At 62.5% G+C, this 23,862-nt stretch carries 28 protein-coding genes; 4 read left to right on the forward strand and 24 right to left on the reverse strand.

The features are described from left to right. Positions 1 to 6: 6 nt before the first annotated feature. Positions 7 to 2,511 (reverse strand): relaxase/mobilization nuclease domain-containing protein, encoded by a 2,505-nt coding sequence (locus BFN67_RS22465; protein ID WP_080921690.1) that lies wholly within the window; start codon positions 2,509 to 2,511, stop codon positions 7 to 9. Next, on the reverse strand, positions 2,511 to 2,864 hold the full coding sequence (locus tag BFN67_RS22470; RefSeq protein WP_245295376.1) for a plasmid mobilization protein: 354 nt from the start codon (positions 2,862 to 2,864) through the stop codon (positions 2,511 to 2,513). The genes BFN67_RS22465 and BFN67_RS22470 overlap by 1 nt, the downstream gene beginning before the upstream one ends. Positions 2,865 to 3,179: 315 nt before the next feature. Between BFN67_RS22470 and BFN67_RS22475 the strand changes: the two genes are divergently transcribed. From BFN67_RS22475 to BFN67_RS22485, 3 genes are all read left to right on the forward strand, one after another. Beyond that, complete coding sequence (locus BFN67_RS22475) at positions 3,180 to 3,884, forward strand: ParA family protein (RefSeq protein WP_080921692.1); 705 nt, start codon at positions 3,180 to 3,182, stop codon at positions 3,882 to 3,884. Next, positions 3,881 to 4,231, forward strand: coding sequence for a hypothetical protein (locus tag BFN67_RS22480; protein WP_080921693.1), 351 nt, complete (start codon positions 3,881 to 3,883; stop codon positions 4,229 to 4,231). Before BFN67_RS22475 ends, BFN67_RS22480 begins: the two co-directional genes overlap by 4 nt. Before the next feature lie 168 nt (positions 4,232 to 4,399). Then, positions 4,400 to 4,873 (forward strand): helix-turn-helix domain-containing protein, encoded by a 474-nt coding sequence (locus tag BFN67_RS22485; protein ID WP_080921694.1) that lies wholly within the window; start codon positions 4,400 to 4,402, stop codon positions 4,871 to 4,873. Between the two features lie 128 nt (positions 4,874 to 5,001). Here the strand turns inward: BFN67_RS22485 and BFN67_RS22490 are convergent, their stop codons facing one another. Then, entirely contained in the window at positions 5,002 to 5,562 is a 561-nt protein-coding gene (locus BFN67_RS22490; RefSeq protein WP_080921695.1) for a hypothetical protein, read from the reverse strand. Between the two features lie 531 nt (positions 5,563 to 6,093). Between BFN67_RS22490 and BFN67_RS22495 the strand changes: the two genes are divergently transcribed. Continuing rightward, on the forward strand, positions 6,094 to 6,345 hold the full coding sequence (locus tag BFN67_RS22495) for a WGR domain-containing protein (RefSeq protein WP_080921781.1): 252 nt from the start codon (positions 6,094 to 6,096) through the stop codon (positions 6,343 to 6,345). A gap of 81 nt (positions 6,346 to 6,426) precedes the next feature. Here BFN67_RS22495 and BFN67_RS22500 read toward each other — a convergent pair whose 3' ends face one another. The 21 genes from BFN67_RS22500 to BFN67_RS22595 all read right to left on the reverse strand — a co-directional run bounded on the left by BFN67_RS22500 (position 6,427) and on the right by BFN67_RS22595 (position 23,841). Continuing rightward, on the reverse strand, positions 6,427 to 6,753 hold the full coding sequence (locus tag BFN67_RS22500) for a hypothetical protein (protein WP_080921696.1): 327 nt from the start codon (positions 6,751 to 6,753) through the stop codon (positions 6,427 to 6,429). Between the two features lie 63 nt (positions 6,754 to 6,816). Then, complete coding sequence (locus BFN67_RS22505; protein WP_080921697.1) at positions 6,817 to 7,140, reverse strand: DUF736 domain-containing protein; 324 nt, start codon at positions 7,138 to 7,140, stop codon at positions 6,817 to 6,819. A gap of 725 nt (positions 7,141 to 7,865) precedes the next feature. Beyond that, on the reverse strand, positions 7,866 to 8,399 hold the full coding sequence (locus tag BFN67_RS22510) for a hypothetical protein (RefSeq protein WP_080921698.1): 534 nt from the start codon (positions 8,397 to 8,399) through the stop codon (positions 7,866 to 7,868). Between the two features lie 292 nt (positions 8,400 to 8,691). Beyond that, a complete protein-coding gene (locus BFN67_RS22515; protein WP_080921699.1) occupies positions 8,692 to 8,949 on the reverse strand; it encodes a hypothetical protein in 258 nt (85 codons plus the stop codon). After that, the gene (locus BFN67_RS22520) at positions 8,939 to 9,199 is read right to left on the reverse strand and encodes a type II toxin-antitoxin system prevent-host-death family antitoxin (RefSeq protein WP_080921782.1); all 261 of its coding nucleotides are present in this window, start codon (positions 9,197 to 9,199) and stop codon (positions 8,939 to 8,941) included. Before BFN67_RS22520 ends, BFN67_RS22515 begins: the two co-directional genes overlap by 11 nt. 177 nt (positions 9,200 to 9,376) lie before the next feature. Next, positions 9,377 to 10,318, reverse strand: coding sequence for a DUF2493 domain-containing protein (locus tag BFN67_RS22525; RefSeq protein WP_080921783.1), 942 nt, complete (start codon positions 10,316 to 10,318; stop codon positions 9,377 to 9,379). A 245-nt stretch (positions 10,319 to 10,563) separates the two neighbouring features. After that, positions 10,564 to 11,616 carry a DUF7146 domain-containing protein gene (locus tag BFN67_RS22530; RefSeq protein WP_080921700.1) on the reverse strand — a complete coding sequence of 351 codons (1,053 nt, stop codon included), beginning with the start codon at positions 11,614 to 11,616 and terminating at the stop codon, positions 10,564 to 10,566. 12 nt (positions 11,617 to 11,628) lie between these two features. Continuing rightward, positions 11,629 to 16,077, reverse strand: coding sequence for a strawberry notch family protein (locus BFN67_RS22535; RefSeq protein WP_080921701.1), 4,449 nt, complete (start codon positions 16,075 to 16,077; stop codon positions 11,629 to 11,631). A 134-nt stretch (positions 16,078 to 16,211) separates the two neighbouring features. Next, on the reverse strand, positions 16,212 to 16,475 hold the full coding sequence (locus BFN67_RS22540) for a hypothetical protein (protein WP_080921702.1): 264 nt from the start codon (positions 16,473 to 16,475) through the stop codon (positions 16,212 to 16,214). A 14-nt stretch (positions 16,476 to 16,489) separates the two neighbouring features. After that, positions 16,490 to 16,882: a protein kinase family protein gene (locus BFN67_RS22545; protein ID WP_080921703.1), complete on the reverse strand. Its 393-nt coding sequence runs from the start codon at positions 16,880 to 16,882 to the stop codon at positions 16,490 to 16,492. Positions 16,883 to 16,906: 24 nt separating this feature from the next. After that, positions 16,907 to 17,032: a hypothetical protein gene (locus BFN67_RS25110; protein WP_280951354.1), complete on the reverse strand. Its 126-nt coding sequence runs from the start codon at positions 17,030 to 17,032 to the stop codon at positions 16,907 to 16,909. Beyond that, positions 17,029 to 17,412, reverse strand: a complete 384-nt coding sequence (locus BFN67_RS22550) for a hypothetical protein (protein ID WP_080921704.1) — start codon at positions 17,410 to 17,412, stop codon at positions 17,029 to 17,031. The genes BFN67_RS25110 and BFN67_RS22550 overlap by 4 nt, the downstream gene beginning before the upstream one ends. A gap of 111 nt (positions 17,413 to 17,523) precedes the next feature. Next, entirely contained in the window at positions 17,524 to 18,099 is a 576-nt protein-coding gene (locus tag BFN67_RS22555; RefSeq protein WP_080921705.1) for a hypothetical protein, read from the reverse strand. A 124-nt stretch (positions 18,100 to 18,223) separates the two neighbouring features. Continuing rightward, positions 18,224 to 18,658, reverse strand: coding sequence for a DUF4262 domain-containing protein (locus BFN67_RS22560; RefSeq protein WP_080921784.1), 435 nt, complete (start codon positions 18,656 to 18,658; stop codon positions 18,224 to 18,226). 83 nt (positions 18,659 to 18,741) lie between these two features. Continuing rightward, entirely contained in the window at positions 18,742 to 19,179 is a 438-nt protein-coding gene (locus BFN67_RS22565; protein WP_080921706.1) for a hypothetical protein, read from the reverse strand. Further along, the gene (locus BFN67_RS22570; RefSeq protein WP_080921707.1) at positions 19,163 to 19,795 is read right to left on the reverse strand and encodes a DUF1419 domain-containing protein; all 633 of its coding nucleotides are present in this window, start codon (positions 19,793 to 19,795) and stop codon (positions 19,163 to 19,165) included. The genes BFN67_RS22565 and BFN67_RS22570 overlap by 17 nt, the downstream gene beginning before the upstream one ends. A 111-nt stretch (positions 19,796 to 19,906) precedes the next feature. After that, positions 19,907 to 20,569 (reverse strand): DUF6915 family protein, encoded by a 663-nt coding sequence (locus BFN67_RS22575; RefSeq protein ID WP_080921708.1) that lies wholly within the window; start codon positions 20,567 to 20,569, stop codon positions 19,907 to 19,909. A gap of 39 nt (positions 20,570 to 20,608) precedes the next feature. Next, on the reverse strand, positions 20,609 to 22,396 hold the full coding sequence (locus tag BFN67_RS22580; RefSeq protein WP_080921709.1) for a PcfJ domain-containing protein: 1,788 nt from the start codon (positions 22,394 to 22,396) through the stop codon (positions 20,609 to 20,611). Further along, positions 22,393 to 22,896, reverse strand: a complete 504-nt coding sequence (locus BFN67_RS22585; protein WP_139789298.1) for a hypothetical protein — start codon at positions 22,894 to 22,896, stop codon at positions 22,393 to 22,395. Before BFN67_RS22585 ends, BFN67_RS22580 begins: the two co-directional genes overlap by 4 nt. 272 nt (positions 22,897 to 23,168) lie before the next feature. Further along, the gene (locus BFN67_RS22590) at positions 23,169 to 23,462 is read right to left on the reverse strand and encodes a DUF5983 family protein (RefSeq protein ID WP_080921711.1); all 294 of its coding nucleotides are present in this window, start codon (positions 23,460 to 23,462) and stop codon (positions 23,169 to 23,171) included. Between the two features lie 160 nt (positions 23,463 to 23,622). Further along, the gene (locus tag BFN67_RS22595) at positions 23,623 to 23,841 is read right to left on the reverse strand and encodes a hypothetical protein (protein ID WP_080921712.1); all 219 of its coding nucleotides are present in this window, start codon (positions 23,839 to 23,841) and stop codon (positions 23,623 to 23,625) included. Positions 23,842 to 23,862: the final 21 nt, after the last annotated feature.

Raw genomic sequence — 23,862 nt, forward strand, 5'->3', positions numbered from 1 at the left:
CCTCTCCTACCGATCCCGGTCATCACGGTCGCGGTCTTCGCGTTCCTGAAGTTCCAGTTCGATCTGCCGAAGTCGCGGCACATGCTGCTGTGGCGGATCGGATCGGGCATGTTCCGCGTCGAGGGCCGGTTTCCTTTCGGCGGCTCGTTCATCTGGATGCTTTGGACGCTGCTCCGACGGCATCGCCGCCTGCTGCTCGGCAACATGATCATCCTGCTCCGGCGTCGAATGGACGTCCTGAACCGGATCGCGCTGCTGCTCGGCTTCGGCTACTTCCGAGGACCCGCCGGGCTTGCCGTCATGCCGGCTGTTCGAGCTGGAGCTGATTGAAGCGGACTCCCTATCCTTATCAACTCCTCTATCATATCGCTCCATCTCCTCACGACGCCGGGTTTCCATATTGATCGCGAATTCCAGGTCGATCCGCTTCTCCGCAGCTTCCAGAATATAACCATTCCCGTCCAGCGCCTCCTTGGCAGCGCGGTCGAGCAATTCGGAATGTCTCTTTTCGGCCTCGATCAGCTTTACCATGCGTGCATCATACTCGGCGTCGGTTTCTTGCATGCTGTAGGTGCCTGAGCCGTAATCATTGCGCACTTCGGGCTCGCGGAGTGTCGCGACGGTCGTCACAGCTGTGTCGATCCGCAAGAACAATTCGTCACCAACACGAACGGCGTCCTCACCATGGTGCGCGACATCGCCACGATCACGTGGCGCTTCCTGCCGCATGTCGTGCAGATCCGCGGCGACCTGTCTTTCCGAGAACTCAAGATATTCGCGGCGGACATCCACAACATCGCGCGCAGCTGCAGCCACGTCCTCGAAGCTCGTGCGATCGGATTCATCGATCGATTGCTCGACGCTGGAGAGTACATCCTCGACGCGCTTTTCGTAGGCCTCGAATTCCGGACGCGTCATCTCTCGCATCTGTCCATCCTCACCATTCACGAGTTGAGTCAACTCTATCATATTTGTGGTATTTTTGACAGCCTCTTGCCCAGATCCCGTAAAAATATGATCTGTTTGGTTGATACCCGCAATACCTTCGAGGCGCGCCTTTTGCAGCATCGCGAACTTGCCTTCAGAGATGCCCGGCTCTTCGTTCGCGAGATCATTCCAGACCTCCGCCGCCGTCGCCGTGTACTGCCTGCTCCGGTCAGTGGCTGCGAGGCTCACCTCGTTCGAGCGCTTTGCCTGATAGCGGGTATACGCGGCATGGCTCGTGCCTTCGTGCTCAGTCCGGCCGCGATAATTGACGGGCCGCACCTGATTGCGGGTGTAGGCCGGCGCGCTGGCAAACTCGCGGCGGTCGGTCAGCTCCATGTCGATGCCCTGCTCCCGCGCCTTCTCGGCCATCACGGAGCGCCATTCCCGGAACAGCTGCGGGCTGGTGACGATCCGCTCCCCCGTTTCCGAGCGCATGGTGACGATCGCATGGGCATGGATATGCGGGCGCTTGCCGCCTTCCGCCATCTCTTTCGGGTCGAGTGCTGGATCATGGACGGCAAACACATAGCGGTGCCCGGTGAACTGTTCTCCGAGGAACTCGCGGACCGCGCCTTCGAACGCGGCCGCATCCGTACCTGCACGCGCCGAGACAATCAGGTGCATGACGTCCCTGCCCTTGCGGCTGTGCAACTCCTTGCGCCATTCCTTCTGGACCAGATCGCCGGCCTGCGTCGCATCACCGATCAACCGGCCGGTGTCATCGCGAACCTCGCCGTCGGTGCCAGCGACCAATTCCCTGACACGCGCGGCACCCCATTCCACACCATTGCCATAACCGTGGAACCGAAACCGTGCCGCGACGTCCCGGCCGACTTCGGTATCGTCATAGCGCTGCTGAACGATATCCGCAGCTTTCCGGTCACCGGTCAGCCGCTCGCTCTGCCCATCGCGCAGAACAACGACGCCCCTCACAGAAAGCTCACCTGGCGATCGCTCGCGAGCGGTATAGACGAACCGTCGATCACCAAATCCGGATCGCAGGATTTCGTGCAACTGGTCGTCCCGGTCGACGTCATTGCGCAGCGAGGCTGCATCGATCGAAACATGGAAGACACCGAGGTCCCGGCTGGCAACACGATTGTCGAAGAGATGTTCCCACTCGGCCCGCTGTTCAGCGAGCGCATCCTTGCCGAAAACACGTTCGCCGCGCTCGTTTTCAACGGCAAGTTCCCCTTCTCGCGACGTGTAGCTCATCATCGCCCCTGCACGTGAACCACCGCCATAGGAGGCGAGCTTGACCACGGCCGGTTGACTTCCGCGCGCCAGCGCCGCGAAGCGTGTCCGCATCGAGCGGCCGGCAGACGCTGCACCAGCACGGCTCCCACCGCCCCGGAGCCGCGCGCGACCAAAACCGCCCGACCCTTCATCCGGGAGCCGCGACGCCCCTCCTCTTCGCGGCTCGTCCCAATCGCTCTTGTCGACCTTGCCAAGCTGCATTTCATGCGTCAGCGCGGCGCGGCGGCGCTCCCACTCCCATTCGAAGGAACCGGGTAGGAATTCCATCAGACGCCCTCCCCACGCCGGGTTGCCGCCGAACGCCTGGTCATTTCTGCCAGCTCGGCCGCGAGAGCCGTCGCCACCCCATGCGCATCCCTGATGCTGTCTGCGACGTCTCCTTCAGCGGGCACCCGGCCAATATTAATGGCGCGCGCGATCTGATTGAGGTTCCCGCCGATCGCGCGCATGCCAGCGGCTAGCACGCCGAGCACGGCGCGATCCCCCTCCCCAAGGAAGGGTCGCACACCGGCGCCTTCCATCGAAAGCGACCGCACGAAAGCGGAAAGGGTCATGTCGGCTGCGCTTGCCGCCTCCTCCAAAGCACCGAACTCGGCCGGAGAAAAGCGGATATGCGCCACCCTGTCCTTCCTTTTCGACGCTTCTGAACGGCTGGGGTCCATCGCCAATCATACCTTTGATCATGGTGGTTGCGGCCGCAGGCCGCGGATCGAGGGCTTGTCCCTCGATCGTTAGGAAAAATGTATCACATTTTTCCGTATCCTGCCAACCTAATATGTTTTTATTAATCGCAATATCTAACAAAATTCACATTTTTACGTATCAATAACATTGTCTTTTTCCATGTTCATGTGTTCCCATATCAGTGTGAATCCACGTCCACATGGAAATGGATTCATGTGTCAGTGGAAACACCTTTTTGGGGAGATGAGCCGATGCCCATCGTAATCGCCGCCATCAACGGCAAGGGAGGAGCTGGCAAGACCACCGCTCTGATGAACATTGCCGGCGAATATGCCCTGCGGGGTAGGCGCGTTGCCATGATCGACATGGACGCCCGCAACAACCTCATGAAATGGTGGACGGACTGCCAGGAAAAGGATGCCCAGCCTGAGGATGTCGAAGTCTACAGCCACAAGACGGCGAGAGGGCTGGAACGATGGATGAAAGAAAACGCGACTGCGTTCGACCATGTGCTGATCGACACGCCGGGCGAGGACACAGCGCTCGTTGATCCCGTGATCGCCTTCGCCGATCTGGTGATCTCGCCGATCCAGCCCTCCAAGCGGGAAGTGCTCGGAGCTATCGACAGTTTTCAGAACGTGCTGCGTGTGAACGAGGCGCTCGGCCGCAACTGCCGGCACGGCGTGTTGCGGACCCGCATCACTGTGACGGTGCGCCACACGGAACTGTATCGGAAAATCAGGCCGATCATCGAAGATAAGGTCGGGACCTATCTGTTCCGCACCGAGGTATTCGAGCGCAACGTCTATAAGGACATCCACAACGGCATCGGCACGCTTCAGATGCTGGAGGTGACGGAGGCGATCGCCAAGGCACGAAGGGAGACGCAGGCGCTGGTCGGCGAGGTCGACGAAGTGCTGCTGTCGGGCAAGGCCATAGCGAGAGGTGCGGCATGAGCAGGAAGGAGAGCCTGTCGCTTGACGAGTTTGCGACTGCACCGCGCAGGCAGCGCCCGGCACCAGCGTTGACGCCAACCGCGATCGAACGCCCGATCAATGAAGAAGCCGTGTCGAAACCGATCGAGGGAGCCGAGCCCGAGAAGGGTGAGGTATCCAGCGAGGCGAGCAAGGCGCTGCGCCAGATGAAGCGGGAGCGGATGAAAGGAGCTAGCCATTTCGTAAACGTCAATCTCGACCGTGAGACGAAGCGACGGCTGAAACTGGCCTCGTTCAACCTGGACACCTCCATGCAGGCGATCATGGAGAAGGCGATCCGGCAGTATCTCGACGCGAATGGTTACTGAAGCAACGGAAACGCTTTCAGATCGACAGGCGAGTTGAACTTGAGTCCGAATCCCTGCTAGGAACGTCATCGATTTGACACGGATTTTTCGCGCCCTTTGTCGGATTGGCGGGATTTTCCACGTCAATTTGACCAGAACAGACAACGTCAGGCAGATTGCATCATTCAGATGGCCATCAAGGACATCCAGACTTTTATTGACAAGCACGGCCTCGTCGAGACTGACGATTCGGAGGTCGACAAGCCGATTTATCGCAAGCCGGGATTTGACGGTGTTCGTAGCCTGCTCGATATGGAGAAGGCGCTGAGCCGCTTTCTGCGTGAACGGCGCGATGCGCTGAACCTGAACCGCGAGCAGGTCGGCATGATGATCGGGATCCATCAGGAGATTTATGCGCGCCATGAGCGGGCTGGAGCGAAGCTGCGCGTAACCCGCCTGTTGCTTCTTGCCGAACTGCTCGGCTTCTCGCCTTTTGAGGCGATCTATGCAGCAGCTCCACAGTTTCTTGGCGACAGCGAAGAGGAGGCGGCGGTCAAGAACAAGCTTGTCAGGCGTATCCTCGACCTGCCGCCAGCGACGGCGCAGAACCTGCTCATGCTGGTGGAAGGCTTGTCGCCCGACGATCCGGACGACAAGTCGTAGAAGCGGCCAGACCGGATCGTGAGATTTTGACGCCAATCTGCGGGGCGGGTCTCGTCGCGAAGGGCAGAGTCGCTAAACGAGGTGGGAGAAAAAACAAGGCGGCATTTGCGCCGCCTCGTTCGCCGACCTCATAGTGGGTCGGCTTCGGTGATCGCGAAGATTTCGTCCGGGTCGGCTCCGGTGCTTTCCCACCACGCAGCCTCGGCTTCGGCTTCGCTGTAATAGACGTTCTCCACGGTGAACCCTGCACCGCTGATATCCTCGATCTCGGCGATGATGGGTGCGAGACCGCACAGTCTGTCGGCCCGGACAGGTACCGCGATCGGAACGTCGGTGTCGCGGTAGTTCCAGCGGCCGGTGTGGAAGTTGTAATATTCGTGCGTGAGGTCGTCGACCAGATAGTCGTCGAGAAGCGCGATCGGCTCGGTATGCCACGTCTCGTGCCAGGCGGTCTGGTAGTGGTTCTGGTCGTAGAACGCATCCTCTTCCACCTCGGTCCCGCGTGCTGCCACCAGCGCCCGGTCGGCGGCGAGGATGTTGCGCTGCGCCGCAATCATATCGGCAAGTTTTGCGGCGAGCAGGTCGTGGACGCCCCGTGCCAGATCGCTGTCGCAGCCGAGACGGTTTGCGAGAACCTGGATGCGAAGCCCCGAGAGCTGCGCGACAAGCATGAGATTGTTGGATGTCATGGCCGTGTCTCCTTCATCTTGATGACGGAGGCCCCGCGACGGGCAAGTCGAGCATCGGGTCAAGGATCGCGGAACGCGACCGCCGGAGGCGGCAAGCGGAGGAACCGATTTTCTGCTTCGGCCCGAAGGGGCGCAGCTGAAAATTGGAGGGGCCGCGCAGTCCTTGAGGCGATGGGCGCGGCCAGTAAACTGGGACGTCAGAGAGATAGAGACCCGCATCCCCGACAGGGGATGCGTCCCTATCCGGCGACCAGCCGGCGGGGAGTGCGAGGGGTTGCCCCTCGTGGTGCAAGGGACCGGTCGATCCGGTTCCTTGTGCCGTTGCGAGAGGGATCGGAACCGAAGGCGGAGACCGCTTCAGCGGGCTGCGTGAGCGATGCACAAGCGACGCGAATAGAGCCCGGTCGGCCGCAGGCCGGCTCGCCACACCATCGCTCCGCCCGCCGATGCATCAGTATCGTGAATCGATCTGACCCAACCGATTCATCGAACTCGTTGGACGCCAAGCGTCCCGAAAGCAACCATGGCGTCATGCAAAAGGATGACGCTATCCATCTCCATCGTATTGACCCTGCCCGCAACATGGCTCGGTTCTATCGACTATCGGCGACACCAGGCCTGTTCGGCGATATCTGCCTTGTTCGCGAGTGGGGACGGATTGGCCGGCGGGGTCGGACGCGCATCGACCTCTACATGCGCGAAGAGGATGCGGCCGCCGCTGCCCTCGTGCTTGTGCAGACCAAAAGGCGGCGCGGCTATCGCGATGCGTTCGCGGTCGAATGACTGTGACTGGTTGTCGTCGGACCGGCACGAAAAAAGGCCCGCGTCGGATTGGTGTCCGGCGCGGGCCTTTGGCAGATCGATCTATTCGGACTGCAGATGACGCAGGAACGCGGCGAGCGGTCCATCATGTGGCGGTCGGTCGACTTCCTTTGCTCTGTCATCGGCGAGTTGCGTCGCGGCATCCTTGGGCAAGGGTATGAAGTCATAGCCCTTGGCGCGTGCCGCCGCGTGCAGCGCGTCGAGTGTTTCGAATTCGCGGTCGCGCGTGCCGAGCCACAAAGCGAGATCGTCGCCGGCCTGGTCGGGGAAGGCTTGCAGGAAGAAGGTGCGCAGCGGTGGATCGAAGCCGATGACAGCATCGGGATCGGAGCGGCCTTCGCTGGTGACGGTGATAGTGTAGCGGCTCATGGTTGCCTCCTGGGGCTGTGGAACAAAAAGAGCCGGCCCCTTGGGGGGCCGGCTCGCTGTGGTTCACTGCGGGTTGTTCCACAGGATGACCTTCTTGTTCTCGTCGCCACCCGGGGCGGGGGCGAGGTTGCCGAAGATCACGCCGATCTCGGGGGCTTCAATCTTGACCGAGAGGTACTCTTCGCCCGAACGCTGGGAGATGCGCTGCCAGCCGGCTCCGATCTCGAAGCCCGTGCGCTTGTTGACGATGCGGTAGTCTGGGGCGTCCTCGCGCGACTTGTTGGTGTTCGGGATGAGGGTGATCGGGGCGTTGACCCGCAGCGTGGCGAACACGCCTTCCATCGAGCCGTCGGCCTTGGCGGTGAGGTTTGCGATCGTGGTGGCCATGGTAGTTCTCCTTCGGTTGCATCAGGACCATTCCCGATGGCGCCAAAGGAGGGGGCTGTCCTGCTGCGGTCACTCGGCACAAATTCTGGAAAATTCTATTTGCCGAAGCCGCGGGCCGCACTTTCCAGGGCCCCGCTTGCGGGAAGGAAAGTGCCTGGCCCGCAACGAAAAACCGAAATCGAATTTTCCTGAATTTTTGTCGAGCGTACCCCCAACGGGGGTTGACCGCATAAGGCAGGCGGCCCTCTACAAAGGCGACATGAAACGGGATTGGTCCGGATGCGGCCGATGGCGATGCCCCGGCCGCCATCGCACAATCCCACAGCCAGCGCGGTGTTTGCAGGAATGGTTTTGCCCCGGCTATGGGCCCGCGCTTTAACGCCCTTCCTGACGCCGACTATTCCGCGCCCCGCCCCTGCCACCCACAATTTCCATCATGCGCGGTTTCGGGGGCGGCGCTGGCAGGGGTGCTCTGTCTCGGCACGGGTAGCGAAGCGCGTTCGGTCAGGTGTGGAACCAACATGCGCGGTATGATCCGCATTCGCCCTGCCGTCGGCGCGACAGATGGACAAGAAGTCTCGCTGGATCGCTGCGGAGAAACCGCAACGGGCTGACTGCGCAAGGGGCTGGCGAAAGCCATTGTGGAAGATGGAGCGCCGGGTCGGCCTTCGGCCGGGGCAAGACGGGCGGTCTGCGCCGCCCGGTCCGCTCGACGGTTGCGGAGATCACGCCTCGAGTGCCAGGCGTTCGTCTGCCGTCATGCGGGCCTCGACCTCACGCCGAATGTCCGGACCGGCATTGTGGAGCATGGCCCGCCAGTCCGCCATGTTGTGCACCGTTATAACCTGGCCCCGCATGGTGTCGTAAACAACGCAAGGGCTGGCGACCAGGGCAAGGCGGAGCACGTTGAGACAGGTGCCGGGCGACACGCCGTCCCAGATCATCAGGCCGAAGTCAGCACGCCGTGCCATTTCGCGGTCTTTTTCGGCGTGGAAGGCAAAGCCCTGCACACCGTCCGGCGGGGGAATGTGATAGGCTGCCCAATCACCGAGATTGTTGCGCGGTTCGGCTCCGGCATGGAAGACGCCGACATGCTCGTAATTGTAGCCTGCAAGCAAGCCTTGCATCTCGGCATCGGCTCCTGGCGCATCGCCGATCAGCACGCCGTGCTCGGCCGCAACGATTGAGCCGATGCGTTCGATTGCAGGGGCCGGCAGTTCGTAGATGTCGCGGGAGCCGCCCAGGAATATCATCGCCATGGTCGCTTTCCTTTCTCTCAAATCAACCGCCCTACCCCAGCCTTCCTCTCCCTCTCCCGCGCGAGGGATCGTCACCGAAGGCCGAGACGGCGAAGCCGGCTCGGGGAGCGGCGGAAGCCGCGACTAGAGCCCGGCCGGCCGCAGGCCGGCGCGCCCGGGTCCCGGCTGAAATCTGCTGACGATGCCGTGCTGATCGTCGGCGAGCGGCCGATCAGGAGACTAGGAACTCGATCTGGAAGGCAAAGGGGGCGGGGCGGGGCGAGTGAGTAGGGAGCGTCGAGGGCGGAAAACCTCACTCCAGACGGTTGACACGGCGTCCCGATGTTCGCGCTTCGGCAAGGGCGGTCGCGATTTTCATCACGAAGGCTTTGCTGAAGCGTCCGAGGGCTTGACCGCCCGGCTCGATGTACCAGGAGCGCTCGGCGATATCATAATTGTATTCGTCGACGACGATCCAGCATCGGCTGAGGTCGCCGAGGCCGCGCTCCTGCTGCCATGCCCAGAGATAGGGATAGGCGATGATCTGGCCGGGCAGGAATTCACGGCTCATCGTCATAACCCTCACCCTGCGCCAGCCGGTCGATCTCCGCGGCGAAGAGGTCCTTGTGCTCCTGCGGCATCTCGGAGACGAAATGGGCACGACGCGGATCCCGGCCAGTGCGCATCCGCTCATAATGCTCGTAGCTCATGAGCACGTAGCGGGGTTTGCGGTGTTTGGTGAGCACCACAGGTTCGCGGCTGGCCGCATCGGTCACATCGCCAACCTGCTTGTTGAGATCGCCTGTCGTGAACTGTCGCATGCCATGGCTCCTTGTAGATATCCATCTTATCTGGCATTTCCAGATTTGCAAGAAAACAGCTTCGTCCCCGTAGCGGGTCTGATGCGCTTCGCGCAGGACAAACCCGACCGAAAGGGTCGGGTTTGTCGACATGGTGAGGAAATCGCGTTCCTCGCATGCGAGCAAGGAAACCGGCGCTCACGCGCCGGCCACCGTGAACCGCCAGACTGGAATGCCGAGCTTGCGGGCTTTGTCGGCAAGGTTTTCGGTGATACCGGAGCCGGGAAAGACGATCAGCCCGTAAGGCACCACCGAAAGGAGCAGGTCGTTGCGGCGGAAGGGCGCCGCCTTGGCGTGCCGGTTCCAGTCCGGCTTGAAGGCGATCTGCGTGACCTTGCGGTTCTCGGCCCAGCAGGCGGCGATGCGCTCGGCACCGCGTAGGCTACCACCGTGGAGTAGCACCATATCGGGATGCTTCTCGCGGGCCTTGTCGAGCGCGTCCCAGATCCGATCGTGATCGTTGCAGTCGAGGCCACCGGCGAAGGCGATCTTGGTCCCGGCCGGCACCAGCACCTCGGTCTCGGCGCGGCGGCGTGCGGCGAGGAAGTCGCGGCTGTCGATCACCGCGGAGGTCATCGCCTGATGGGAGACCTTGGAGCCGGTACGTGGTCGCCATGCCGATCCGGTTTCCGCTTCGTAGAGGTCGGCTGCCTCGTCGCGCATGATTTCGAGAACGTTGCGGCGCTCGATATAAGTGATGCCCTCGGCGGTGAGCCGTTCCAGTTCGACGGACTTCACCTCGGAGCCGTCCTGCTCGTGCTGACTCGACCGCTGCGCCTCCTCATTGCGGTCGAGGGTGCGGGCGACGCGCTCGGCGGCGCGATGGAAGACGTTGGTGAAGGACCAGAGCAGGTCGTCGAGATCCGGTTCGAGCCTGGTGTCGCCGAGCATGCCGGCGAAGGTCTCGACGATCCCGGCAAGCCCGGCCCGGATCACCTCGTCGTCGGGCAGCGGCCGGGGATCCGGCTCGTCCTGATGCGGATGATGGCCGTACATTTGCAGTTCGAGGATGACGCGATCGGTCGGCGAGGAGGCGTGGTAGGGCTCGTAGCCGTCATCGAAGGGAAGCTCGTAGGTCATGGCGTGTCTCCGTCGGTTGTGGCCGCGCCCATCGCGGCCTGACAGCGAAACCCGGCCGCGACCCGGGCGCGGCCGCACCGAAGGCCGAAGCGCAGCGGAGGACGGCGCAGCCGTTGCGGCCGTGACCGGGACGTGGCAGGGGTCGCCTCTCGGCAGGCCGCGGGCGCGGCCTCCCCGGTGGACCGCCACCATGCCAGCGGGCGCTTCGGTGACGCCGCCCCTGCCCACCTGCCGGCGCGAGGCGATCATCCAGGCGGCAGGAAGCGACGGGCGTCTTCCGGGACGAGCTGTTCGCTGAGCCATGCTGCGAGACGCGCCGGACCGAGATGGCGCAGATCATCGTTGAAATCACCGAGCTGCGGCCGCAACGCCAAAGCGAGGATTCCGGCCTCGCCCGCGCGCTGGCTGAGACGCTCGATGCCCTGCCGGCCGGCGGCGTCCGCATCGGCGGCGATGTAGAGGCGGCGGCAATTGGGCGGGAACGTCAGACCGGCGAGATGATTGGCCGAGGTGGCGGCGGTTACCGGCAGCGCTGGCATCACCGTTCGAAGCGAGGCCATCGTCTCAAGACCTTCGCCGGCGGCCATGACCGGGATCGGCAGATCGGGATCGAGGCCGAGCCAGATGCCGTTGCCAAAAAGATGACCGAGCGAGCGGCGAGGATCCACGAGTTGGGCCTTGCCGACATTGCCGCTCGGGTCGAGCTCAGAGGAAAGGTACGTGCGTTGCAGGCCAGTGATGCGACCATCGAGGTCGGTGACTGCGGCAATCAAGGCAGGAAGCGTCTGCGTCTCGCCGGCCACGAGATCGCGATAATAGCAGCCCGGGTGGAAACGCAGCGCACGCTCGCGACCGGGGAGCAGGATACCACGGCCGACGAGGTAGCGTTCGGCGAGCGTACCGGCGAGTGGCTGCGACATGGCGAACAGGCGACGTGCTGCATCCGGCGAGCCGCGTGCCGCAGGGGGCGGCTGCTCTGCGTTAACGGGTTCGGGCTGCGATATGGCCAGAAAGCGTCGGGCCTCGTCGGCAACCTCGCGGAACTCGGTCAGGCCGCAGCTTTGCTCGATGACGTCGAGCAGGTCGCCATATTCGCCGGTCGCTTCGTCCACCCACTTGCCAGCAGAGCCCCTACCGTTGTCCTTCAGCCGGACGTGCATAGAGCGGCCGCGCGTGTTGCGGACATCGCCGACGATCCAGTGATTGCCGGAACGATGTCCGTTGGAGAGATATTCGAGGCACACCGCCTCGGCGTTTTCGCCGAGGCAGCGCGCCAGTTCGGAGGCCGAGCCGGTCATGATCGCCTCCGCTCAAGCCGCCGCGGTGCGGTCGGTGACCCCGACCAGCGTGTGACGATCGAGGAGTGTGGCAAGGATGGCTGAGCCGCTAGCTCCAGTGGGGATGAACAAGCGAAGCTTCCAGGAGATGATCTCGGAGATCAGGCCGAGGGCCTTGAGCCGGGAGACCATCGCATCTGTGAAGCCGATTAGCTCGACACGGTAGTCATTCATGACGCGGCTGCGCCGCAGGATCAGGCCATCGGCAAGCTGCAATCCGATCCGTCCATCAACCAGCCCGGCCCATGCTTCATCCGGCGCCAACGTTGGCACATCGTCGAGCCCGAGATTGCGGAACATGGTTGCAACCTGTGTCGGCGCAATGTGACGGCCGATGATGCGTTCGCCGGCGTCAGTCTGGATGCGATAGACTCGACAGTCATGATCCGGCAGTCGCCGCCAGATCGGCAGGAGGAGCCCAGTGACGATGTGGAAGGTGCTGGTGGTGAATTCCGGAACGGCAGCGACTTCGGCCTGCCAGAGTTCGCAGAACAGTTTTCGCTCAGTCGGTCGCCAGTGGGTTTCTGCAAGGGCGTCGATGCCGAAACGCAGTTCGTCGGTCGGCCTGAGCAGACGCACGCGGTGCTCTATCGTGCCGTCATCGAGCATCAGGCTTGCTGTCGGAAGCTGTATTGCCGCGCGGCTCGACCGCGTATTTGCGAGAAAGAGTGATTGCGGTTCCGCGCGAGAAATCGCCAGTGCATCCCCCAGGCCGAGCGGGCGGATGCGGTCCTTGCGCGCGACGGTCAGCACATGCGACTGCGCGCCCGAAACCGGGTGCGTATAGACGATGCGCCGATCGGTGACGACGATGCTCTCGGCCGTGACCGTCTCCAGACCCTTGTCGTAATTGCCGGCGGCGATAGCGCCTTCGACCTTCGCCGTCATCAACTGCTCGAACACGTCGAACAACAGGTTCTGGGTTTCGATGCGCAGAGCAAGCAGGCGGTTGAGCCAGGTCGTGATCGGCGGTAGCTCTTCGCGCAGGCCGCCCTCGTCCGTAGTTAGCGACAGACCGGTGACGGCCTCGAAGGTGGTGAGCGAGCAACCTTCGATCTTGCCCTGATGCAGCAGATAGTAGAATTGGCGGAGCGCCGCCCGGGCATAGGGGCTTTCAAGATTGTCCTCGGACCGGAACAGCCCTGCCCCACCTGTCTGGCGCTGGCCGCGCGTGATCGCACCCAGCGTGTCGAGCCGCCGCGCAATGGTTGACAAGAAGCGCTTGCCCGCCTTCACGTTGGCGGCCATCGGCCGGAACAACGGCGGTTGTTTCTGATTTGTGCGGTGGGTCCGACCAAGCCCCTGAATGGCATTGTCGGCACGCCAGCCGGCCTCAAGCAGATAGTGCTTACGCAGCCTTTGGTTCTTCACGCCGAGATCGGCATGATACGATCGGCCGGTGCCGCCGGCATCGCTGAAGACGAGGACGCTTTTGTCGTCATCCATGAAGCTCTGCGTCTCGGCGAGATTGGCCGACCCCGGGCGGTTTTCGACGGCGAGACGGTCGATGCCGTCACGGCCGGTCTTCTTCACGATACGGCGTGAGCGTCCTGTCACCTCGGCGACAGTGTCGGTGCCGAAATGATGGAAGATCTGGTCGAGGGCGCTGCCAACCGCAGGCAAGGAGGCGAGCCTTTCAATCATCTCGTCGCGCCGGCGCACAGCTTCCCGGCATTGGACGGGATTGCCATCCTCGTCATGCACGGGCCGTGAATAGACGTTGCCCTCGGCGTCCGAATACTCCTCGAAGAGTTGCGTCGGAAAGGAATGCATCAGATACCCGCCGACGTACTCGCGCGGAGTGACATCGACATGCAGATCTGACCACTCCTCGGTTGGGATCTCGGCCAGCCGGCGTTCCATCAGCGCCTCGCCGGTCGAGACAATCTGCACGACCGCCGAATGACCGTCGGCACGGTCCTGCTCGATCGCGCCGATCAGTGTCGGCGTCATCATCGAGGTGATCAGATGCAAGAAAAATCGCTGCTTGGTGCTCTCGAAGGCCGACCTTGCCGCCGACTTCGCGTTGCGGTTCAGCGTGCCGGTTTCACTGGTGATGTTGGCAGCTTCGAGCGCGGCGGTCAGGTTGTTGTGGATGACCTGGAACGCGTCGGCATAGGAATTGTAGATGCGGATCTGTTCCTCGGTCAGTTCATGCTCGAGCAGATCGTATTCGACACCGTCATAGGAGAGCGAGCGCGCCACATAGAGACCGAGCGATTTGAGGTCGCGGGCGAGCACCTCCATCGCGGCGACACCGCCGTCTTCAATGGCCGCCACGAATTCGGCACGGTTGGCGAAGGGAAAATCCTCGCTGCCCCAGATGCCCAAACGTTGGGCATAGGCCAGATTCTCGACCGCGGTGGCGCCCGTCGCCGATACATAGACGATGCGGGCATCGGGCAGCGCATGCTGGAGCCGCAGACCAGCCTTGCCCTGCTGTGACGGGGCGACGTCGCCACGGTCGCCTTTGCCGCCGGCTGCATTGGCCATGGCGTGCGCTTCGTCGAAGACGATGACGCCGTCGAAATCCTTCCCCACCCAATCGATGATCTGGGCAATTCGGGATTTCTTGCCCTCGCGCTCCTGGGAGCGCAAGGTGGCATAGGTGGTGAAGAGGATGCCTTCGGCAAGGCGGATCGGTGTTCCCTGCCGATAGCGAGACAGCGGCTGGACGAGCAGTTTCTCCTGTCCCAGGGCCGACCAGTCGCGCTGGGCGTCCTCCAGCAGCTTGTCCGATTTCGAGATCCAGATGGCGCGCCGACGGCCCTGTAGCCAGTTGTCGAGGATGACACCGGCGACCTGTCGACCCTTGCCGCAGCCGGTTCCGTCGCCCAAAAACCATCCACGACGGAACCGCATGGCGTTCTCGGCATCTTCCGGTGCGGCCGAAACAACATCGCAGGTTTCGTCCACCGTCCAGGCGCCGGCGAGGAGACCAGAATGAGCCTCCCCGGCATAGATCACGCTTTCAATCTGGGCATCCGACAAAAAGCCCTGATCGATGACCTCATTAGGCAGGAGCGGGCGATATGACGGCTTGGGCGGCGCGACCGCCGCCATGGCCGCCGATTGCACGAGCGGCGTCGGATGTGGCCTGGCGCGTGGAATGTCGATCGACTGGAGCGCGTAGGGCTCGTAGATCGTGTCGGTGAGGTGGCCGCCCTCCTCCGGTATCCAGTCGCGCAGCTCATAGGCCAGCGGAACGGCAGGACTGCTGCTTGGAGCCACCGGTCGGCTGGGCGTGATCCGGGCAGCCGGACGGACGGCTTTCTCAGCAGACGCCGAGACGCCGATCGGTGCGGATCGCCCTGCGGATCGAGCTGCCATCTGCATGGCGGTATTGCGCAGGATACCCTTCGACAGGGTGCCGATCGAGTCCGGAAAGCCGCCCGGTGTGCGGGGCGACAGATCCGAGATCCAGGAGAGCAGCGTCTCGACGTTTGTGGCTTTGCCCGGCGACGCGACGAAGTCTGACGGATCTGCCGCTGGAATCTTGTCAATGATGGTCAGGCGGGTTTCAGCGGTGGTGCCGTGGCGTGCATAGACGCGGCCGTCGATTGCCGCGGTGAAGACGACACTGCCCTGCTGCTGCAGTCGCTCGAAAGCAGACCGCCACTTGGGGTTTTCTGGCGACAGCCCGGTGCCGGTGATGGCGACAAGACGGCCGCCGGCACGTAGACGTGCGAATGCGGAGGAAAGGTGTCGCCATGCGGCATCGGCGACGTGGCCGTCGACATGGGCGCCGACCGTGAACGGCGGGTTCATCAGCACGACGGATGGCTCAATGGCGTGGTCGAGATGATCGTCGATATGGGCTGCGTCGTGCCGGGAGACCGGAGCGCGCGGAAAGAGCAGGCCGAGCAGGTCGGCGCGTGTTACCGCAAGCTCATTGAGCGCGAGCGAAGCCCGGGCGATCCCGGCATGGACGGCGAGCAGACCGGTGCCGGCCGAGGGTTCGAGAACGAGGTCCGATGAGGCGATCGCCGCGGCATGAGCGGTGACGAAGGCAAGCGGCAGCGGCGTCGATAGTTGCTGCATGGCCTGGCTCTCGGCGGAGCGCCGCGTGTGGGTGGGAAGAAGTTCGGCGATGCGTTTCATCATCGCGAGCGTCGCCTGCGACGAGGCTGACCGAGACTGGATCGCCCCTCCAAACCAGCGCAGGAACAGGACCTGGGCGGCTTCGAGCGCCTCATAGGCGTCCTTCCAGACCCAGAACCCCTGTGCGTCGGTGCCGCCGAAGCTCTCGGTCAAGACGATACGCAGGGCAGCGGTGGTGACAGGCTTGCCTTGTTCGAGGAAGGGCAGAAGCAGCATCGCCGCTTGGTGGATCGCCTGGGCGCTGTCGATGGGGGTGGATGCCGGCGCGGCGATGGGCGCAGCCGCGCGGGCGACGGCCGATGTGGTCGTGACAAGGTTCATGGAGATGTCCTTCGTGGGAGAGAGTGTCCGCCCGCCAGCACTCCCTCTGCACCGGCCGGGCCGCACTCCTCCCGGCCCCGCTCTCCCTCCGGCGACATGGACGAAGATCCGACGAAGGACTCTTGGACAGGCCGTTACTTTTCGCCCGTCTCCGGCAGATCGGAGCGTGGGGGAACGTCCCGGCACGCGACGTCGATATGCAGCGTTCCCTCAGCGCCGATTGCCGAGTTCGAGGCATCGGCGAGGAGATCGTTGATCACGTTGGAAAGCGCTGGGATCACCACGGCAGGCGCGATCAAGGAAGCAGTCTCGGTGCTGACGATCGAGAACCAGATGCTTCCGCCGTAACACCAGGTGGGGTTGACCGAAAATACAGCCGCCTGGAGCGCGGCGGGCATTGGACCTGTCCTGGCTAGGAGCTGGCTTTGCCTGATTGGCGGTCGCATTCAGCGCGTACGATGGCGCGCGCGTCGGCGAAGGCGATCGGTGTCACCGTGCCGATGCCGGGAGCGGTGCATTCGATCCGATACCAGCGAGCGTCACGCGCGACGAAATGCACAGCGTCGACATAATCGAGACCACGGCGGGCCGTGCTTGCCGCTTGGGCCGTATCGCGATCGCACACATTGCGATACGTGCAGAAATGCGTCCCGGAAGAACGTATCGCATACATAGCTTCATCGCCAAGTTCGAGCACACGGCAAATCTTGGCATCATGGACGGTGAGGTCAGTGACGTAGTCGACAAGATGTGGCAGGGCCACTTCCTCCAATTGCGGATAGATCGGGGCGGGAACCGAGGACATGGGATTTCTCCTGAAGTTTGGGCGTCAGCCTTCGGGGTAAAGGCGGCCGGCGCGATCGGAAACCGCATGCCGGTTTTCATCGATCACTACGCCGAAGGGACCTTCGTAGATTCGCTGGAACGTGACGGCTGGATTGGGTTCATGGGTCATGACGAAGTCCCGGATTCGTTGGTGGGCGTCTCCGGTGAGGTTGAGCAATTGGGCTTCTGTTGTTGTTCGAGCCAGGTGTTAAACTCGGCCTTCTGGCGAGCACGCGTTTGCCGGGCGACCTCCGGCAGCTTGCACGTCGGAACTTCGGCGAGCCGCTCGGCGGCGGCTTCGATGGAGCTGAGGTTGAGATAGCGCTGGAGATTGGCCGCGAGGCGGGCATTCTTGCGGGACCGTCGCAGGATGGCTGTCGCTACTTCATCACCATCATAGTTCTCGAAGCAATTGTCGAAGGCGCGGGTCGGTCGGTGCCCGTAGGCAATGACCTTGGCGGCATAGTTGACGCGGCCGTGGAAATTCTCCGGATCGTTCAGGCGTGACATCGGGTGTTCTCCTTGGTTGAAAGGCCGCTTGCGCTGGTCCAGAAATGCAAAAGCCCGGCGAGGCCGGGCATCGAGCGACGGTTGGAAGGGGCTGAGGTATCGGCCGGATGGTCAAATCCGCTGATGGTTCGAGGACTGGTTGATCATGTCATCGAGCCAGTCGCCCGCGGCTCGTGCTCCCGGCGTGCCATCGACGCCATCGCGTAATTTCGCAGCGGTCTGGGCATGTATCGCGTTTCGGGCTGCCGCGGGAACTGCCAGGATGGCGTTCATGACCTCATGTGCCGCATCTTTCGAGACGAAGTCGCCGATCGCGGCATGAGCGCTGGCGTCGATTCCGTAGAGCGACCAGAACGTGCGAAACTCCCCGCCGGCCGTCTGCGCGGCGGCGAGATCGGCGGCGTAGTCCTCCTCATCGGCATAGGAACAGATCCGCCGATCGCGTTCGATGCAAGGCCTCACCTCGTAGTATTCGAAGGCCAGCGCAGTTTGCATTGTCGGCGAAAGATGGTCGCGAAACGTTGTCTTCGCTTTCCGGGTATCCGGTTGCGCCCCCGCGCCGGAACTGAGACCTGTGCCGCTGTCCGTGCACAGATCGTCACCGCGGTTCCAGTGCTTCGACGGGCTTCCGGAGGTGTATGTCTTTTCGTTGAGGGCGATGGCGGCGATAGGGGCCTTGCTGGTCATGATGGCATCCTTTCCAGGTTGGATTCGGGCACACGCTCGCGATCGCCGATGCATCGGCATGTGATGCAGCGTGGCATCTGATGTAGATTGACATGCGCTGTTGGTCCCGGCAGCAGCGAGGACGCTAGGGGCGATCGACGTCGTAGCGGGGATCGCAACCCGGGTCACCCGGGTGGCGGCCGTTTTCGTCGCAGACCATGATCTGCAGAACGCTGTAGCGGTCGTGGCCAAGATATTCGTCGACCTGAACGGTGTAGCGTGCCTGGGCAAGTGGCCCGACTTTGCGGACCTTGAGCGGAATAGACCATCCGATATCGATCATGCCAGTGGGCAACGGCTTGCCGGCCTCCCGCATCTTGGCACCGAGTTCGTTGAGCAGGCCTGCGGCGATGCGTGGCGGGAAGTCGCCGATCAACAGAAGCTCGGGCAGACCACGGTCGGCGTTGCCGATCGTGTAGGTGAAGCCGGGCTCGGCTCCATCGGCAAAGACCTGGAACAGGTCCTGACCGAAGGCATTGATGTTCTGCTTGACCTGTCTCATGCGACCTGGTGCGGTCATGGGCGCCTCCTTCAAATACGGGATCTCCTCGACTTCATGTCGAGCCTGTGAAGGCGCGTTGCCGCCTAGCCGGCGGGAAGCGCCTATGTGATCAGAATGGTCCGGGGCGGTCGCCGATCGGCTGGCTGCATCCGGTCGATAACGAAGACTTCATCCGAACTGGCCTCGAAAAGCTTCAGGATGCGGCCATCGACGGTGACGCACTCACTGATCCAGCGGTGGTCAATATCGCTGTATTTTGTTGCCCGGTTGGGCGGGACATAGACAATCATGAAGTGAGACAGGGTCTCACCGGCGGATGCCGCGTAGAAATATTCCTTCACCTCGATGACGACACCACCGGTGTTGTAAGAGGTCGCGACCGTGTCACCGGGACGAACAAGATCGGCCATGGTCGGCGTACCCAGCGGCGTGCGCCGGTATCGGTGGCGATCGGGGACGCCAAGACCGGCTGTATAGGTCGAATGCGCTTCGTAGGTTCGTTTCACCGGCGGTGTCGGTTGTTTACGATGGGTCCGCATCCTTGCCTCCTCCCCTTGTGGTGCAACGCGCCCGGATTGCCGGTATACGGATGTTGATCTCGTCGTCCGAAAGGTCCTCGAGCAGCTTCAGGATCGTGCCACGGCCACCGCTGTCCACGAGGACGGCGCGTTTGCCATGGTGCTTGACGGGCCAGGCCTCGGGATTTGCCTCGCCGGCGATCGCCTTGAAGTCTGGATGGGTTGCGTTCCAGATCGTCTCAAGCTTTTCTTCCCGCGTCATGCTGTCGACCGCGCCTGTCTCGTGGGCGATGATGGCGGCTCGCATCACGTCGGGGCTGCGCTTGTCGGTCAGGTCACAGAAGCCGTGGAACCAGCGTTCACGGCCGCGGATTCTGATCGCGAAAAACACGCTGGTCACATATCCGGCCTTGTATTCCGACATGCCGAACATGCCCGTCCGCTGAAAGAGTGGCGGCAGGAGATTCAGCATGAAATGGTACTCAGCCGCGTCGATCTCGAACCACTCTCCCGAATAGGGGACGCCGGAAATCGGATCGAAACCAGGGGTGTCTTTGTGCCGGTTGAACAGCTGGAACATCTGCTCGCGCGTGGCGACGCCGTCGAGCACCTTCCTGAAGGGTGGATGTAAGACCATGGTGGGTTCTCCTGGACGCAGGTCGCCGGCGCGCGGTGTGATCCGCGGCGTGACAACGACATGTTGGTGTTGAGGGTGTGGGGCCGGCGATCAGACGGCGGATGCCAGCGGTCAGTCGAGACCCAGCTTGCGTGGCGATGTCGCCTGCAGCATCCAGCGCTCCGCTTTGATTCGCCTGAGGAATTCGCTGGCGGGCGGAACGCGGCCGAGAACCCCCTGCACGTGACGCTCGGCAACCACCCGCGTCGGCACCGCTTTGCCGTCGCCCAGCGCGATCATCGGGCCGAACCGGGCCTCGGCTTCGAAGATGCCGAAGGCATGGTGCCGAAACACAAGGTGCTCCGGCCCCGCCGACCAATTCCGGGTCTCAAGGAACCACGCATGCAGTCCGAGATAGGCGTCTACAGTGCCGCCGAAGCGGGCAGAGCTCGCCTCGGCAAGCTCGGCGCTGTCCGGCTCTGCGGTTGGCAGCCAGTCCGGCATGTCGAAATCGATAAGCCAGACCGTCGCTTCAGGCGGATGCGTGCAATCTTCTTCAAGGTGCTGGATGCCGAGTTGCTCGGTCGAGACCTGCATGCCATCGCAGTTGAGGACGGAAGGCCCGAAGATCGCGACGGCCTCTCCGACCCCCTCGATGTGATGTCGAAGCGCCCTGTGCGTGAACCGGCAAAGTAGCGATTTGGAAGCGTCGAACCAGGCGTGGAACTGGCAATAATCGCTCCAGCAACCGCCGTGAATTTTTGCAGACGAGCGCGCATGGTCGTACGGATGCATCGTACGGTCCTCCTTCTTGGGATGGAATGGGGAACCCGGTCAGGCCGGGCTGGAAAGCACGGCTACTGCGCGATCTATGGCTGCCGCGAGGCCAGTCTGTTCAGACCATGCGTCCAGGTTTTCGGGCGTGCCGCGCGGCAGCAGTGGCAGGTAGAACGGGAAGACCTCGCGGGCATGCGGGATCGGCAGGACGCTGGAACTCCAGAGATAGTCGCCCTCACGCTCCATGCGTTTGCGATGGGCAGCTAGTTGTGTGCGGAAGATCGGATGCTTGCCGCTGTTCACATCGCGAAGGAAAGCGCGAAGGACGTCATGCAGTTCGTCGTCGGGCCGCTCGTTGCGGCGGGCTTTGAACTGACCGACCTGGAAGGAGAGCGTGTCGGCGCTTGTGCCTGAAAGTTTCAGTTCGATCGTCGCGGCTTGGGTCCCTTCGCGCTTCAGGGACAGGATCTGTACGGTGCCAGAACGGCATTCCGGATAGTAGCCGCCGACGCAATGGTCGAGCCTGTTGCCTTCTTCGACGAGACCTGCCGCCGTGGTGATCGGAACGATCTCGTGGATCCCTTCCTGACACTGCCATGGCAGACAGATCGATGGCCATCCCGGCCGGTCGGTTCGACACTCGTGGCGAACTGCCGAGAGTGTTGCCACACGACGATGCCAGAGCTCGGCGGCCTCATGAAAGGCCTTGATGCCGCGGGATCCGATGATTGCCTTATTGATCACGGCGAGGAATGCCCGCCGATCCTGACTATTCCTCAGCCCGGTCGGGAACTCCAATGATTGGAGGAAAGCGTAGGCGACCATGTTGCGCTTTGCCAGCACTGCCCGGTTGGCTATGAGTGGCCGCAAAATATCTTCAGCAAGAGCGCTTATGGCATCGGAGGCGTGCTGGTTGGCGCTGACATAATCGACCCTGATGATGGTGTTACGTTGATGACCCACCCATGGCGACAGCGACCAGGCGGTAGGTTGGTCGGGTTCACCGCGGGCCGGCCATTCCGTCAGGGGCACGCCATGGGCCTTGAGCTCCGTGATCATCGCCCCGAAATCACTGCCTGTCTGGAGTGCGGTCGTGAGAGAACGCGCACCCCGAAGTGCTTTGAGTTCAGCGGTCGAGACGCCAAGCCGGTTCATCAGGAGCGGGTTGAGCGGAACGCCATCGTCGATGGCTGCTGTGATGCTCTCCTCGCGCAAGACGGTCGAGAGCGCGGCGTAGATCCTGAGCGCCTGCCAGCGGCGGGTCAGCAGGATCGGCCGTTCTGGGTCACCGGAACGATCGACGGCCAACAGCCACTCGATAGTGGCAGACGGGCTGGTCGGACGAGTTTCGATCTGGGGTGCATCGCGGCGCAGAAGGCGGTCAAGGTGCATGTCGGTCAAATGACGCACCTGCAACGACAAGCTCGTGATCGACTCCGAAATTAGCTCGGCCATGCCTTTGAGAGCGGCCTCATTCGCGCCGGCTTCGATTGCCTGTGCTAGCAGTTCGATATAGCCGTAGTGGTCGAGCCAGGCCCCGAGATCGAACGATGCCGTGGTACGGGCGCGGCACGCATTGGCTGTGATCGCCGCCTCCATGTCCCTGACAAGATGCATGGCATGGGCATCGACATCGGGCCGTGGCTTGACAATGACACGGGCCTCGACCCTGTTTAGGGACCGCTTGGTCGTGATAGCGGTTTTCGCGAGCGCAGAGATTGTCGCCAAGGCGCCGATCGCGGGATGGTTGCCAAGCTTCGCGAAGGCCGGCACGCGGGAGATAAGCTCTCCTGCAGAGTGGGTAAGCAGGTCGGCCCACGTGGTGGAAGGGGATGCGGTGTTCATCGGGCATACTCCTTCGCTCCGGTAACCGTCTCGCCAAGTTCTGGGTCCACGGCCGGCGGCTCATCCGCGTCATCGAGATCGCCTTCCTCGAAGTCGTCGTTCTCGTAGTCATCTTCATCGTGGAAGGTCATGTTGCATTCGAACCAATCTTCCTCATCCGCCATCGGCCTGATGAAGACTTTGCCGGAACCCCCTTCGTTGTTGATCCAGTCGCCCTCGGGCAGATCGGATGCGAGGTTGTCGAGATAGTGCTGGAGTGTTTGGATATCGCCCCGGGGATTAAAGCTGATCGGAAGGTCCGGGAGGTGCGTCTCCTCATGACCATCGATATAGAGGACGCGTTCAAGGCTGGTGTCACCGGAGTCGCCACCACCGTCGAGGTGGTATTCAATCTCCTCGACGCCGAGCGCGCGCAGCAGTGTCACTACTTGCTCCTCCCTGGTCGCAGAGAAGCTGCGATCCGGCGTGTAGCTGACTGGGTTCGCCTGTGGGGCGTGCATTTTGACCTCCTGAAACGAAGGAGCCCGGCACGACGGCCGGGCTCGGATGAATGGCAATTACGGTGTGAGATGCTAGATGCGCGTTCGCACCGGGGGCTTGAATTCAGCTGACGTAGTCGTTGTCGGATATCGATGATCATCGACTTGGCTCGGCGCGTATGGAGCCACAGCCCGCCTCCCCCTTCCTCCACACACTGCACCCGCAACCAGCCCCTCTTTCTCTCTGCGGCGGGGACCTATCTGGGGATCAAATCGGGAAGACGGTGCCGACGTCACCAATCGAAGGTAGGCAGGTCGGCGACTTGGTCGGCGTCGCAATCAAACAGGATGTAGTCGAAGCCTTGCCGGCGGCTCCACGTCATGACGTTGAAGAGTTCGTCGGGAATGGTGTCGGGCCAGACGCCGGCGTTCTCGTCGTGGGCGTAGAGGAACCAGCCATATTCGCCGTACGGGCCGCCCAGGCACGGCCAATCCTTGGGCGGGGTATTGTCGAGCCGCTTTGCCGTGGTCTCCGACACATGCGCGGTGGAGATGACGACGAAACGCCGGGTTTCGAGCGTGGTCATCGGGAAACTCCCTGCAGTTGATCAAACGGAAGATGCGGGCGACCGAGATCACCAGCGCGATTGCTGATGAGACGCAAATGGCAAAAGCCAACCGCGAGGATCATCGATCTCCGGATTCGGCGGATTTCTGATGAAAAGCGGCGCGCGCAACGCGCCACTATCAACGATAGTCGACGCTTGCGTCCGGATACTTCAGGAGAAATAAACCGACAGCTGCCTCCGCCGCGCCATAGGTCTCCAGGTCTTCTTTCTCGTCGAGGAGCTCGCCGTTTTCGTCCTGAACGAGCACATCCCAGAATTCGGGATCGATCGGACGTTCGGCGATCGTTGCGCTTCCGTCCGGCATATTGCGCATTGGGAAGATTGTGATCTCGATCATGGCCTGATCCTTTCACAGCGG

This window comes from Manganibacter manganicus (genome assembly GCF_002075885.1).
In the GTDB taxonomy this organism is placed as follows: domain Bacteria; phylum Pseudomonadota; class Alphaproteobacteria; order Rhizobiales; family Rhizobiaceae; genus Mesorhizobium; species Mesorhizobium manganicum.